This is a genomic window from Pseudoalteromonas luteoviolacea (assembly GCF_018100925.1).
GTDB lineage: Bacteria > Pseudomonadota > Gammaproteobacteria > Enterobacterales > Alteromonadaceae > Pseudoalteromonas > Pseudoalteromonas obscura.
This window is the reverse complement of the sequence record NZ_JAGJEH010000004.1, coordinates 354,950-368,666: the sequence shown is the minus strand read 5'-3', so window position 1 is coordinate 368,666 and position 13,717 is coordinate 354,950. Positions and strand designations below refer to the sequence as shown.

The 13,717-nt window shown below is 41.3% G+C and carries 15 protein-coding genes; 11 read left to right on the top strand and 4 right to left on the bottom strand.

Translation table 11 applies throughout. The features are described from left to right. Both J8M00_RS10650 and J8M00_RS10645 read left to right on the top strand, forming a co-directional pair. The gene (locus J8M00_RS10650) at positions 1–2,535 is read left to right on the top strand and encodes a replication endonuclease (protein ID WP_211010223.1); all 2,535 of its coding nucleotides are present in this window, start codon (positions 1–3) and stop codon (positions 2,533–2,535) included. Between the two features lie 30 nt (positions 2,536–2,565). After that, complete coding sequence (locus tag J8M00_RS10645) at positions 2,566–3,357, top strand: hypothetical protein (RefSeq protein ID WP_211010222.1); 792 nt, start codon at positions 2,566–2,568, stop codon at positions 3,355–3,357. Here J8M00_RS10645 and J8M00_RS10640 read toward each other — a convergent pair. Further along, the gene (locus J8M00_RS10640; RefSeq protein ID WP_211010221.1) at positions 3,343–3,585 is read right to left on the bottom strand and encodes an ogr/Delta-like zinc finger family protein; all 243 of its coding nucleotides are present in this window, start codon (positions 3,583–3,585) and stop codon (positions 3,343–3,345) included. The genes J8M00_RS10645 and J8M00_RS10640 overlap by 15 nt on opposite strands. A 364-nt stretch (positions 3,586–3,949) precedes the next feature. Between J8M00_RS10640 and J8M00_RS10635 the strand changes: the two genes are divergently transcribed. Together J8M00_RS10635 and J8M00_RS10630 are read left to right on the top strand one after the other, a co-directional pair. Continuing rightward, positions 3,950–4,201 (top strand): PapB/FocB family fimbrial expression transcriptional regulator, encoded by a 252-nt coding sequence (locus J8M00_RS10635; protein ID WP_211010220.1) that lies wholly within the window; start codon positions 3,950–3,952, stop codon positions 4,199–4,201. Positions 4,202–4,242: 41 nt separating this feature from the next. Next, the gene (locus tag J8M00_RS10630) at positions 4,243–4,974 is read left to right on the top strand and encodes a hypothetical protein (RefSeq protein WP_211010219.1); all 732 of its coding nucleotides are present in this window, start codon (positions 4,243–4,245) and stop codon (positions 4,972–4,974) included. 38 nt (positions 4,975–5,012) lie between these two features. On the opposite strand, the gene J8M00_RS10625 is transcribed toward J8M00_RS10630, so the two are convergent. From J8M00_RS10625 to J8M00_RS10615, 3 genes are read right to left on the bottom strand one after another with little or no spacing between them, the layout of a single operon-like run. Continuing rightward, positions 5,013–5,327, bottom strand: coding sequence for a phage holin family protein (locus tag J8M00_RS10625; RefSeq protein WP_211010218.1), 315 nt, complete (start codon positions 5,325–5,327; stop codon positions 5,013–5,015). Continuing rightward, positions 5,324–6,391, bottom strand: coding sequence for a phage portal protein (locus tag J8M00_RS10620; RefSeq protein WP_211010217.1), 1,068 nt, complete (start codon positions 6,389–6,391; stop codon positions 5,324–5,326). Before J8M00_RS10620 ends, J8M00_RS10625 begins: the two co-directional genes overlap by 4 nt. Then, a complete protein-coding gene (locus J8M00_RS10615; protein ID WP_211010216.1) occupies positions 6,391–8,142 on the bottom strand; it encodes a terminase large subunit domain-containing protein in 1,752 nt (583 codons plus the stop codon). The genes J8M00_RS10620 and J8M00_RS10615 overlap by 1 nt, the downstream gene beginning before the upstream one ends. Positions 8,143–8,332: 190 nt before the next feature. Here J8M00_RS10615 and J8M00_RS10610 point away from each other — a divergent pair, with 190 nt between their 5' ends. The 7 genes from J8M00_RS10610 to J8M00_RS10580 all read left to right on the top strand — a co-directional run bounded on the left by J8M00_RS10610 (position 8,333) and on the right by J8M00_RS10580 (position 13,715). Beyond that, on the top strand, positions 8,333–9,175 hold the full coding sequence (locus J8M00_RS10610; protein ID WP_211010215.1) for a GPO family capsid scaffolding protein: 843 nt from the start codon (positions 8,333–8,335) through the stop codon (positions 9,173–9,175). Positions 9,176–9,187: 12 nt separating this feature from the next. Continuing rightward, a complete protein-coding gene (locus J8M00_RS10605) occupies positions 9,188–10,225 on the top strand; it encodes a phage major capsid protein, P2 family (RefSeq protein WP_211010214.1) in 1,038 nt (345 codons plus the stop codon). A 53-nt stretch (positions 10,226–10,278) separates the two neighbouring features. Further along, entirely contained in the window at positions 10,279–11,016 is a 738-nt protein-coding gene (gpM, locus tag J8M00_RS10600) for a phage terminase small subunit (RefSeq protein ID WP_211010213.1), read from the top strand. A 65-nt stretch (positions 11,017–11,081) separates the two neighbouring features. Continuing rightward, positions 11,082–11,519, top strand: coding sequence for a head completion/stabilization protein (locus tag J8M00_RS10595; RefSeq protein WP_211010212.1), 438 nt, complete (start codon positions 11,082–11,084; stop codon positions 11,517–11,519). After that, entirely contained in the window at positions 11,516–11,986 is a 471-nt protein-coding gene (locus J8M00_RS10590) for a phage tail protein (protein ID WP_211010211.1), read from the top strand. Before J8M00_RS10595 ends, J8M00_RS10590 begins: the two co-directional genes overlap by 4 nt. Then, positions 11,979–12,611, top strand: coding sequence for a phage virion morphogenesis protein (locus tag J8M00_RS10585; RefSeq protein ID WP_211010210.1), 633 nt, complete (start codon positions 11,979–11,981; stop codon positions 12,609–12,611). The genes J8M00_RS10590 and J8M00_RS10585 overlap by 8 nt, the downstream gene beginning before the upstream one ends. 9 nt (positions 12,612–12,620) lie before the next feature. Next, entirely contained in the window at positions 12,621–13,715 is a 1,095-nt protein-coding gene (locus J8M00_RS10580; RefSeq protein ID WP_211010209.1) for a DUF2586 domain-containing protein, read from the top strand. Positions 13,716–13,717 lie beyond the last annotated feature (2 nt).

The following is a 13,717-nucleotide window of genomic DNA, read 5'->3' as shown; positions in this document are numbered from 1 at the left end:
ATGACTGTTCGGCCCATTGACGTTGATACACTTAACTTAAGCGGGCTAGCAAAAGGTGTATTAGCGTCAATTACCGATATAGATGATTACAACTACTTAGCTCGCGGACTCTCCACATTACCTATCCCATTGCAGGGCCGTATGGCCCGCAAATACATTGACCGATACAACGGTAAAAAAGCAAACAGCAAATATAAAGCTAATGAATGGATGCGCCGCACTATTGCTCGTTTAAAACCTCGATTTGGTGTGTTGTTCAGGGTTGCTCAAAGTATGCCGCTTCCTTGGCATATTTTGAGCAGTGTTGAAAAGACCAAGGACCACGCAAGGCTTGTTGCAACTGAAGCTATGCAACTGATGATTGATTTTGCTGACAGCAATTCAGAACACTCATATAGACAGTTGCTAATAGAGACTCATATTGCTTTAAAGTCCTTCACTAAGCCACTCGGCGTTAGAGTGCCATTTTCAAACACCAAGTATTCTAAGTTGCCAGATGTATTACTACAGTCGACTTTGCTTAAGTTAAAGTGTGACAAGTGGTGGGCTAGGAAGCTAAAGCTAGTGCGCCGGCAGTACTTAGAGCTTTTGGAAATCTCAACGGGTCAGGTCGGAAAGGACCTATTCTATAATCCGAGAACCAAAAAGGACTCCCGCAAAGGTATCTCTCCTTACTCGAGCAAATTAGCGCAACAAGAGTACATTCAATCAGAAAAGTCTGGTTTAGAGTTTTTGAAACTGATGGAATTAGAGGGCTCCGATGGCACTGTAATTGATTTAGTTGAAGCTGTTAAGTCGGGTATGGCAAACCCTAAAAATCGCCGCAATGAATTGATGCTTAGGATTCGTGAAACGGAGGAGCTGGCCGACGAAATGGGTTATGTTGGCGTTTTCTTAACATTGACTGCCCCTTCACGATATCACGCAAATAGCCAAAAGTGGGCAGGAACCACACCTAAAGATACACAAGCTTATTTAAACAGAACTTGGTCACGAGCACGTTCAAAGCTAAATAGGCGAGGGCTTGATTATTTTGGTGTACGAGTAGCGGAACCTCACGCAGATGGCACTCCGCACTGGCATATGATGCTATTTATGCCCAAAAAGAAGAAACAAGAAATCATCGCTATTTTGCGTTGGTACTTTATCCAAGAAAACAAATACGAATTATATGAAAGACGTGCAGACCGGACCCGTCAATTCAAGCTATACAAACAAAAGCGCAAAGAGTGGGGGCTAAAGAAGAAGCTAGGTAAAAAGGCGAAGGAACCAAGCAAATTCTACAAGACGTTTAATCCACGATTTGAAGCTGTCTTGATTGATAAAAGCAAAGGTAGTGCTGCCAGTTATATAGCAAAGTACATCTCAAAAAACATTGATGGATATATGTTACTCGATCATCAAGATGCTGAAACAGAGGAAGGTTTTGCTGAATTTGACGAAAAGGGCAAAGTTAAAAAGAACAATATTAATCCAGTCAGAGCATGGGCGAGTGTTTGGGGTATTCGACAATTCCAATTTTTAGGTTCACCAAGCGTCACTGTATATCGTGAATTGCGCCGGCTTCGCAATGAATGTGATGACCAGAATATTGAACCAATACGACATGCTGCAAACGAGGGGCATTGGAAGGAGTACGTGAAACTGCAAGGCGGTATGTCTGTGGGTAAAGATGCCAATTTCAAACCGTTGTACGAGTACACTGAATTTGGCAATGACTATGGTGAAGTTGTCCAGCGTATAAAGGGTGTTTTGCATGCCGCTAGTGACAGCTCTATCGTCACTAGGCTGGTTGAATGGACCAGACAGCTCAAAGGTACGGCAGAGAAAAACGCATGTGCAGAAAGCACCCCCGTCGGCGTAGCCGACTATTCTTGGACTAGTGGGAATAACTGTACGCCTTGCACGACAGGGCATAGCGACGAGTTAGTGCTAGATATGCAAGGTTGCAGCGAAAATGAGATCAGAGACATTAAAAAAGATCTCGTAGCAGGAAAAAGGATCATGAGAAACGGCTTTATTTACCTAATAAGGGGAGGGCAATTGCTCATATCGGATAAAAAAGCCCAGATTAACTCACTTAAACAAGACTACATCAAGCATGTAGCGCATTCAATCGCCCAAAAAGAGGCGGAGCAGCAGCGATATGAAGCCCAAGAGTCGGCAATTGCAGATTGGGATGTGCTTAACACCGAGCAACTAGAGGAAATGCACGCAAAAGGTCATGTCTTGGTTGGACGCCGTGTATACCATATGCATAGTGGCAAACTTAACTCGTTTAAGAAAGTAGAGTTCAATGATTTGGAGCAATTTATTTCTGCCAAACCGAATAATGAGCATTGGTTACATGCAAGGGAAGTGGTAGAGTTAGCATTTTCCTTTGCAGAACAAGAACAAAGGGAATTACCAAGTAACAGTGAATTTAATAAAAACCTACTTCACATTGGTGATCTTGAACTGGCTGAGTTGGTGCTAAAAGGTAGAGCCTCAGCAATAGGTCAAGACGACTGGTGGGATATGGGGTTGATGGCATAAGTTTAAAATGAAGTTTTGGTTGCATAAATCGTGATTCTTAAAAGACTAAATCTAAAGATTTCAATATTTATAACAGTCTATTTGGCTTTTCTTACCCTTGGTTCATACTCAATATCGGTTCAAACAGCTCCAATTATTGATAAATTGAGTGCATGGGGTGGCTACATTGGGGGAGTCAGCGCTGTCTTTGCGTTTTGTTTTGCTGCATTTGAATACTCGAGAAAACTTTTATCTGAAGGGCTTGATGAGCGTGAGCAGCTAACTTTGGATGCTATACCTAACTTACAAAGAGCTTGGGTCGAGTTATATTTATATTCAATAGAAAAATCTCTTGGGCTAAGAGCTTATGCAAAAACTCACGCTCCAGAGTATTCAATATTCAATCATCATGATGATGAATGGATAAAAAAGCATTTAGATGAGTACCAAAGGGTGCTAAATCAAGAGCTTGAAACTGTTAAAGTTAAAAGGGATGTTTTCCTAGAGAAGCACAGTAAGTTTCTAAAACTTTATAATAAACTTAATTATACAAGCCCATATTTTTCAAAATCTACATCGGAAGAGTTTGAAAAATACCACAAGCTCGCTTGTGATACAGACTGCTACATTGAAGATATTCAAAAAGACTTTATGTATAAGATGAACAGACACTCCGCAGAGTTAAATTCATCTGAGCTATTCGATATGATCAATGAGTTGGAAGGGGGTAACCACTACAACTCAATCTTTAATTTTCAATATCAGGATAACGTTCAATGTTATATTGAAGAGAAGAACGATCAAATTTTTCGAAGCATTTTAAATAAATTAAAGCCCCAATAAATCTAATTGTATGTTGTTAGGAAGGTTTTTTATTAAAGATGCGGCTAATTGCGCTGTATCACCCCTAGGCGGATTCAAATAGTGCTTGAATGCAAGACTCGTTACAAAAGTAGCACCGCATTCTTTAGTGTTTGAGCACGAGCAATATAATTCAGATACGTTATCCGCCACATTCTCCCTCGATGTTATTATCGCTTTGCTTCCGCAGTGTGGGCACGTCACTCGCATTGTTACACCTTCAAATCTCAACCTGGATACTGTGATTATATACAGTTAACTCCGTGGCGCAAATTTCGCTGCCAAAACGCATCCGAGAAACCAAAAGGGCGAAAAATTCACTCCTCCTCGCCATGCCTGCCGGATTTGAAACGAAAAGTTGTGACATGGTGACAACTGATGCCACGGACCAATCAACAGGGTTCTAATTAAATAACAGCTAGTTAGAGGATCAAAAAAGATCTGAAATAAAGATCAGCGTGTCACAGTTTTGACAAGCTGTGACAACTCAGTGACATTAGATCTAGAAAAACAGCGAAAAAAGCAGAAAAATGATTTATAGTAAATTTATTATTACTTAACTCATAACTATTTTATGAAATATCTATTTAAGGGAATGCAAAGCCACGAGCGGTTTGAACTGCTTTTACAGCTTACTCGAATTAATAGTGAGAATATGATAGATGCGTTGAGGGACTACTTAGTGCGTGGTATGGATAAGAAAGCAGCGGCACTAACAAACCAGATCGCCGTGCCGAACTTTTCAGCGGCACTTAAAAAGCTAGAAGAAAAGGCCGCTGTTGTTGAACGACTAAAAGAAATAGATTATAGAAATCAATCAGGATAATCTAACTAATAGGTATTGTCGGTATTGAGTAACTTAACCACATGAAACTAGACTTAATAAATGTTTTTGAACAGCCCTATGAATTTTGTAAATATACAGAATTAAGCTCTGAAGAGATGGACAGGTATTTCGAGGAACATAATGAAATTAAAACAGTAAGAAAGGAATTTCTATATGAAATTAAAACCCACTTTGATGCGGCTAAACACATTGCTGATAAACTGTGCGATAGTCACTTAGAGAGTCATATTGATCGACATTTACAGAGTGATAGTAAATTTAAAAAGCTACTCAATAAAATGCCTAAGCTGACTGAACAAATTAAACTACACAAAACTGGGTACAATAGTTGCAATGAAAGTCAACTGATAAAAGAGATGAGCTCTCTTTGTTACTCATTGTCGGATGGTCAAGTGCTTTTTCATGGGGGCCATTTACTCAAAAATGGGCAAGAAGAGGTAATTCTAGATAGGCCACTCTCAACATCATTTTGTCCCCAAATAGCTTTGAGGAATGCTCAGTGGAGAAATAAAGCTGGCGAGGCAGGTGTGCTAGAGCTATATATTCTTACACTACGAGATTCAAACACAAATGTCTTTGTTTTTGATCCTAATAACCAAGATGATGAAAAAAGGCACGAGAAAGAAGTTTTGTTCCAACGTGGCTTAAGCTTAAAACTTAAATCTCGTATTAAAGTAAAGGACCATGAATTTAGTATGCCAGGTAAAAAGATACGTTATCCAATTAATTTAGTTGAGCTAGAAGCTAGTTGAGTTAGGTAAATAAGCTCAGATAAATGGTGTAGTATAGTTTATTGGCCCTTAATTTTTTTTATTAATGACAGAGGGTCTTTACTAAACTTCTTGCCCAGGTTATTTAGCCCTTCAAACAAGTGTGGTGCCATGTATGCACCTACACCGATAAAGCCAGGTCGCGCACTTTCTGCAACGCCCAAGTACTCACAAAAACTTGAAACGAGGTAGGCTGCAAGTAATGCCATTATGACGTTTATGAGATATCGCCCAAACGTGAATTTGTGCGGACTCAAGTGAAGTTGTATTGCTGCTGCGGCCAATGCGATAACACCAAACTTCGCAGCGTGCTTTAGGCTTTCTAAGTCAATCATGCGGCAGCTCCTGGTAGTGAAAGCATGTCTGAATACTCAGGAACGTGAAATTGAATTTGCTGGTGTGATGGCAAATATCTATTGAAACCCTGCATCGCTCGCTGAAGTGGGACCACTTCATTGTTATAGTATGCACGGGTTATAGACTCTAGATTACCAAACCCCGGACTGTCACCAGATGTTTGACCGCTAAGCGCTTCCTGTGCACGGTGCATACTGAGCATATCATTTAATGTGATACGCTTAATTTTCTCGAACTCATCCTTAGTTGAAAAATCGCCCACTGGCGTGATCTTAATGGCCTTATCAGCATCTACCCCTTTTGATTTAAAGTTGAAGAATAAGCTTCTAAAATTACCAACACCTTTGCTGTTTTTAATTGCATCCTTCAACTGCTTTTCGTCATCTTCACTTAAATTTGGGTCAGACATTGAGAATATAAATCCCATGTGAGCCCCATTTTTAAAATAGCGACGTCTGAAAAGTGTCGCATCTTCATTCAATAACGCAGACTGAACACCCCCGTAATATTCAGGTATCCCATATATCCCTTGTGCAGGGTCGTATTCTTTAATATGCCAGATTTCATTGGGCTGAAAAAAGAGCGGGTCTAAACCATTGTTTCGTAACTGAGCATAGACTCCCCGTTTATTTGTATAACGCATCGTAAGTGCTGGTAAATGGGCAAGCCTTATGATCTGGCCAAACTGGTTTCTAATTGGTTGTAAATAAGCGTTACCAGACCAAAGAAAGTCGAAAGCAAGTTTACTCATTGCCTGGTCACTTAATATTGTGTTTTGCTTAAACCACTTCAAAATCATGTTGCGTTTAAAGTACAGAATGGGTCCATGTTGTGCGTTTACCCTTAGCAACTTTACCAGTCCATTTAAATTAATTGGAGGTTCGTAAATACCTTGCTGATCAGCAAAAACACCAATGTAATCTGTCAGGTGGTTATCTAAACAGGCTTCAGGATCACCAAAACTGTATACGTCACTCATACCAGTAATTGCCGAATAGTCAGGGGCCTTGCCATTTGCCACTTTAATCGTTTGTTTTGTCATTATGCTGCCATCCCTACAGATGTTTGTTTATTGATTGAATTGCCATCCAAAGGCTCGTCATAAAGCGCAAACATAATGGCCCAAGCAACATCGCCATGACCGATACTTGCACTACGGTTTGTTGCGTATACAACGTTGTCGCCTCTAACTTCTCTGCGTACATTAATAAATGATTGGGCTACCCCAATTGTGTTGCTATCGAATTCAAAGCGCTTATTTTCAATTACGTTAATTGTTTTGGTAACTAGGTGGTTTTTTAAGTCGGGGTTTAAGTGAAGTTGCTGAACGTTGTGGTTATGATTACTCACAAGCTCCGCAACACCCATTCCCATACCTGTTTTATCAACCCCAATATGGTCGACTTGGTAAATCTTTGTGAGTTTGTGGATCTCATTTGCCATTTGCTCAAAATCGTTCCCAGTTAAATCTATTACTTCTAACAGCCTGAATTTTTCGGCTGCGTTCATCGGTTTACTGAGAATGACTACAATGGATTTATCTCCATATCTTGCAGGATCAAAGCCCATAACAACTGGCTTAAACCCATATGGCCGTTCTGCATTCGGGTCAAAGTCTTTCCAATTGTCTGAATTGACAGAGCAAGCAAGGAGCTTTCGCAGATTAAAGGCGCTGTGCGAGTTGTCGATAAATATGCACATGAACAAGTTTTCAAACTCATCCTTTGAATATTCACCTTTGAGTATTTCTATATTTATCTTATCGAAACCTGACTCAACAACGTCATACACAGTGAGCATTTGGCGCCAAAAGCCATCTGCACAGACTTTACCGTGTTTTAAATTGCAGTGTTTTACGTTGACTTCAAACTCGGGGTCGTTGCAGGCCATGGTTTTACGGAACCATTTACCATTCCAAAAATCGTAGGCTTCATGTGTAGTGACTGAGGGTGTACTAAAGTATGTTATTCGCCAATGTGAATGGGTAGCCATTGCAGAAGCCAACGAGCGTAACTTGGCAAACTTTGGAATCCAAAATACTTCATCAATATACAAGTCGCCCGATTCCGACTGAGCAGTATGAGCATTGGTTGATTTGAAAATAAGTTTAACTTTTTTACCACCTACAGTCAGAACCATTGGAGAACCTGACAACTCGACATCAAAGTGTTCAAACGCAAAGGCAATAATGTTTGATTTGAATATTTCAGCCTGATCTCTAGATGCGGATATAAAGATTTTGTTTCTACAATTGACGACGGCATCGTAAAACGCCTCGAATGCAAAATAGAATGTTGCCCCTATCTGGCGTGGCTTAAGTATGAATCGTTTGCGGTGCTCTTGGTTTTCAAACCAGTGCTTTTGATGTGGATATAGAAGTTTCTCTTTCAGCTCGTCCAGCATCTCTTTTGTTATGTGTGAGCAGTCATTCTTTTTCTTCTTTTTACTCTTTGTTTTGCGCTCACTGCTTTCATTGTTTGCACGTTGTTTTGGTGCGGGAGAAAGTTTGCTTTTATTGAGTACCGCGAGTTGACGAGTGCAAAAGTCCAGTTCCTTGTAATCAGATTCTGTCTTATGTGGCTTTTCAACTAGTAAGTTTATTTTGCGGCTATATGCCATTTCGGCAGAGTAGCTAGGGCACATATCGGCCCACTTACCATCGTCAGCCCAGCGGCGGATACTTCGCGCGCTTGGCATATCAGGTTGTTCAGCAATTTCATCGAATGTATAGCCCTGCACCACATATAAGTCTTGTGCAAGCTTTCGGACTTCCGGTCCATATTTTGGCTGCATCCCGCACCCTTAGTTTCTAATCATGTAAGCAGTTTAAGGGCTTAAAAACACCATTTCTGTAACTTCAATTCCTAGCAATTCCTATAACGAAAATATAGGAATTTTCAGGAATTAAACCATTAGAAAACTTTTAAAAGAGGGGGCAAACTGAAATCAAGTTGAAGGAAACGAAAATTAGATAGGAACCTCAATGCCAAGTCAATTGAGAACAGAGCCTCTGGCCATTGCTGCTGTTGGCATGACAGTAGATGGTCGTGAGATTACGGAAAAAGATATTGACGACATTGTCGCAACGTACAACCCGAGAATGTACGGAGCCCGAATCAATCTTGATCATGAGTTCAATTGGTCTGGCTGGGCAGCTAAACACCTTCACAATATCGATATACCTGGCATGTTGGGTGATGTAATCAGTGTTGAGAAAAAAGCCAACTCTGAAGGGGTTCAATGTTTGTATGGTGTTTTGGCCCCTAATCAAGGGTTCATTGAACTAAATAAAGCTGACCAAGCTGTGTACTTTAGTATCGAAATTACCCCAGATTTTATGGGCACAGAAAAGACTTATTTAGTTGGGCTTGCGGTAACTGATTACCCTGCAAGCCTGTATACAGACCGTATAAATTTCAGTGATGAAAACCGCGAGGAAAACAAGGATGTTTCACTTCTTCAAGTCAATCTAGGTATTCAGGAACAGCCCAAGAAGAAAGGCTTTTTGGGTCATTTATTCAACAGGGACGATAAAATGCCATTATCAGAAGACGATGCAAAACAGATGGGCTCAGCCGTTGCTGAAGCTCTAAAGCCGACTTTAGATGAACTTAGTGCTCAGTTCAGTAAATTTAAAAAAGATGGTGAACAAAGCCCACCAAATCAGCAGGACGACAGCTCGGAGCTTATGGAAAAGCTCAACTCTTTAGCTGATGAACTCAAAGAGGTTAAGCAAGAGTTTAGTGAGCTTAAGGACAAGCCGCATGGTCGTACTCCCGCAGATGAAGAACCAGAAGGTAATTCTAACGTTTACAACGTGCTTTAGAGGGCGACAACTATGAGAGAGAACACTACAAAATTATTTAAAGAAGTTTTAAAGGGGATGGCTGTCCGCTATGGCGTTTCGTCGATGCTAGAGCAATTCAATGTAAGCCCTTCAGTAGAACAAGCATTGTATGACGAAATTTATGAATCAGCGGAGTTCTTAACTAGGATCAATCGAGCATTCGTACGTGACAAAGTTGGTCAACCTGTTTTTATGGGGGCAAATGGCGGCGTAACACAACGTGCAGGTGTTGAGACCGATGATACCGCAGAAAGACAAACACGTGATGTTTTAAGCTTGCGTAAGCGTGAGTATCGCCTTTATGAAGTTGAATGCGACGTCCATATCCGCTGGGATACGCTAGATACATGGGCAAGGTTTAAAGACTTTGTGCAGCGCTATCGTAACCATGTAAAACAAATGATTGCGCTTGATATTATTAAATGTGGTTGGCATGGTATTGAAGCCAAGGACAAATCAGATATTAATGCGAACCCATTGCTTCAAGATGTAAATGTTGGCTGGCTTCAATTAGTCAGAAATGAAACGGCGCACAGAGCAATTAAAGATGGTAAACAACCTGGTGAGATTAGAATAGGCCCTGGTGGTGACTATGAAAACCTTGACCAAGCTGTAAATGATTTAAAAAGCGGCATCCCTGTTCACAAACGTACTAACTTGATTGCAATCATTGGTGATGACCTGACGTCACATGACAAGAACAAGCTGTACGCAAAAAATGCGCATACACCCAGTGAGAAAAGCAAAATTGAAATGGCGCAAATCGTAGAGTCATACGGTGGTCTGCACTCTTACCAAGTTCCATTTTTCCCATCGAGAGGGGTGCTTGTTACAAGTTTTGACAACTTAAGTCATTACGTACAGCGTGATTCAACACGTACTCATGTGATGAACAATCCGAAGAAAAAACAGATTGAAGACTACCTCAGCCGCAATGATGGTTATTTTATTGAAGACCCAGAAAAAATAATCTTTTTCGAATCTGAAGCCGTGAAAATCGAAAAAGATGATCAGGGCAATTGGAGTTAGTCGATTATTTAGGCCGCTGAATATGTTCAGCGGCACAAAAGGAGCTTTTTTAGATGAGCTTAGTTAAGAATTTATTGGCAAACGCGAGTAGCGTACCTAAAAGCAACATGGAAGAAGCGCCAGCCAAGAGGCAAGTGGTGCAAACGGATAATACATCGCATCGTGAGTACGACATATTTGCTGCTGCAATAAACGCAGACTTAGCTCAACTAAAGAAGCTTGGTGACTTGTCACGCAAACACGATTACAAAGCACAGGCCTTAGAGCGTAATGATTATCTGGGGTACATAAACGGTTATCGACTTAGGCAAGAGCACTTCCCAAACAAGGTTTTAGCTCGTGTTTTTATTTGGTTAGTTGACTTGAAAAGGTGGAATCAAGCTTTGGAGTTATTTCCTTTGTTGATATCACAGAATCAGCCATTGCCATTTAATTCAGGTAGCTGGGCATCATTTTTAGCTGGTGAAGTGTACGAACACGCTAATTGGTTTCTAAACAACAAGTGTAATAGCGACGACCAAGCATATACAGCTTTCATCCTCGCCAGAATCATTGATGTTGTTAAAGACCATGACTGGACTGGGCGCGAAATTGCAGGCGGTAAGCTGTATGCAATTGCGATGAAGTTGGAAGCAGCACAAAACAACTTTGGTAATGCCATTCGGTATGGTCGACTAGCGCAGAAAATCAATGACAAAGCTGGTGTAAAAATAGCGCTCGAAAAGCTCGAAAAGAAATACGCTACAGATGAGCGAAAAGAAACGACTCAATCGCAGCCGCAGGAAGCTTAGCTTACTTTGTTTCACTAGATAACATTTGTAAGTCTAAGCCTATCCTGCACCCAATAGGAGGGGTTATGAATATTAGCAATATGCCAATGGCCGACCAGCAATTACATAACATTGTGGTGCCAGGTGATGGATATTATCCAGATTTGGAAACGGCATTTTTTATAAAACGCTATGCGATCCCCTCTGAAATTGCGAACGACGAAAAAACGTTGGTTAGTATTCTCACAGAGTCACGAACCGAAGTTAACAACGAACTCAAAGAAGCTGTATTAACTAATGGTACACCTCTCGATGAGCAACAAATACTGTTCTACAGAACAGCGGTTTATGCATTAGCTAAATCCAAAAGTTTGAAATCAAAGCTAAGTACTTCGCATCGTGATAGAGCAAATGCACAAAATGAATTAGCGTCAGACAATTTTGAGTTTTGGAATAGTGAGTACCGCAATCAAATCAGCTTACTTCGAGCGCTAAGTCCAAGCTTATCGGTGGAATTGATATGAAAAGCAAATTGGAGCAGCTAAAGGATTTTTTGCAGTCGGTCCAGTATCAGGGGAGGTTGCTGGCAAATCCTGAAGCGTTTGATTGCTGGACTGAGGGTGGGATAGTCGAACCATGTTCAACACGTAAAGATGGTAATGGGATCATTGCCGCGCGGTTTGCGTATCAAGGAACGATTTCTATTAATCCGTGTTACGCGCCATCTGCGCTTGTTAGTACATTTGTTGCGTGCTGGATTCAGGAGAATTTAGAACGATATGACAGTAATAGCTTCGAGTTTTCAAATGACATGAACGATGACAAATCGTCGGATTTTGAACTCACTATTGCAGAGTTACACGAAGATATTGAACTTGTGCTTACTGAAAATGGGCCGTTTGTAATAGGAAAGCAAAATTATGATTTTGGTGAATCTAGCTTGTGGATTGCTGAGCAGTTCAAGTTAGATGCACAGGTGGCAAGTGCTTAAAGTCCATTTCGATGAAGGCCAAAGCATTGAGCAATTAGAGTTCTTGATGCTAAAGCCGCAAAAGCGGCGCAACATTTTAAGATCGGTTATTCGTGATGTTCGTAAATCATCGCGAAAACGCATTCAAAAAGAGCAAGGTTTGTCAGGCCAAAGCTGGCAAGCACGAGCAAATGGCAAAAAAAAGAAGATGCTCGTTAAGCTTAAAAAGCATATGCAAATTAGGTTTGGGCCTAACAATGCGAAAGTATATTTCAAGGGAAGTAAGACAGGAAAAATAGCTTCAGCACACCAAATAGGAGCGAGTTTAAATGCAACACCAACAACTAACACAGGCGCACAAAACAAAAGCGGCATGGCAACCAAGAGACAAGCAATTGCATTGAGAAATGCAGGCTACAAAATCCCACGAAACAGGGGTAAGGGCTCTAAAAACCCATCGCTGAAGTGGATACAAGCGAATCTGACGCAGAACCAAGCGGGATTCATTTTGCGAGAATTAAAGGGCAGCTCAAGTAAGAGCAAATGGCAAATTGATTTGCCCGCCCGCTCATTTTTAGGTGAGTCAAAAAAAGAGTTTAGAGATCACCAAAGCTTTATATTAAACAAAGCCATGCAAGTGGCGTAAGGACAAATTATGGCACAGGGAAAAGTTTCTGTTGCTGCACAGCAAAAAGGCAGCGGAGCGGTAAAAGAGGTTGAAAGGTCGGTGCTATTCATCGGTGAAGCCCCAACGAATAATGGGCAAATTCAACCGATTAATGCACAAAGTGATTTTGACGTGCTATTGGGTGAATCTGATTCGCCGCTAAAAACGCAAATTCAAGCATGGCTACGCAATGGCGACGATTTAGTGAGTGGTTATGCAGTCTCACACGGAGCAGGTGACAACATTCATGCGTTGATTGATAAAGCGATGGACCAAGACATTAGCCCCGAACTCATTGTTATCTGTACACCAGTGACAGGCAAAGCCGAGGTTGAAGCTTATCAAGCCAAAGGGCTCGAAATCTTATCGGGTCACGCTCGGTTTATTCGATTGTTGGTCGCAGCGCCGGGTCTTTCTGGCAATCAATCATGGAGTGAATTAGTCACGGCTCTAAAGCCACTGATTGATGGCGTGGCCGCAGACCGTGTTGGCGTTGTCCCGCTGTTATTTGGTGACGAACTTGGCGGGCTAGTTGGCCGTTTATGCAAACGCTCAGTAACCATTGCAGACAGCCCAATGCGTACACAAACAGGTGCTATGTCTTTGATGCCATTGCCAACAGACAAAAACGGCACTCCACTTACAAATTCAATTACGGCTGCATTAGACAGTGCTCGATTCAGTTGCACTCAGTTTTATGCGGATTTTGATGGTGTGTATTTTGGTGATGCCAATTTACTGGACGCGGAAGGCGGAGATTTTCAGAAGCTGGAAAATGCTCGTATTGTTGATATGGCTGCGCGCCAGGTGCGGGTCAAAGCAATTTATGAAATCAAAAATCGCCAACTGAACAACAGTCCATCAGGCATTGCTTATGGCGCACGAAAATTAGGTAAACCGCTGCTTGATATGAGTAAGTCGGTAGATCTGGGCGCTGACAAATTCCCCGGCTTAATTGATGCCCCTACGGACGATAGCATCAATCTGAATTTTCTCAACGAAACGACGTTGCAAGTCACATTGAAAGTGAAGCCGATAGAGTCGCCCAACACCATCATCGTCGGCATTATGCTTGACAAATAAGG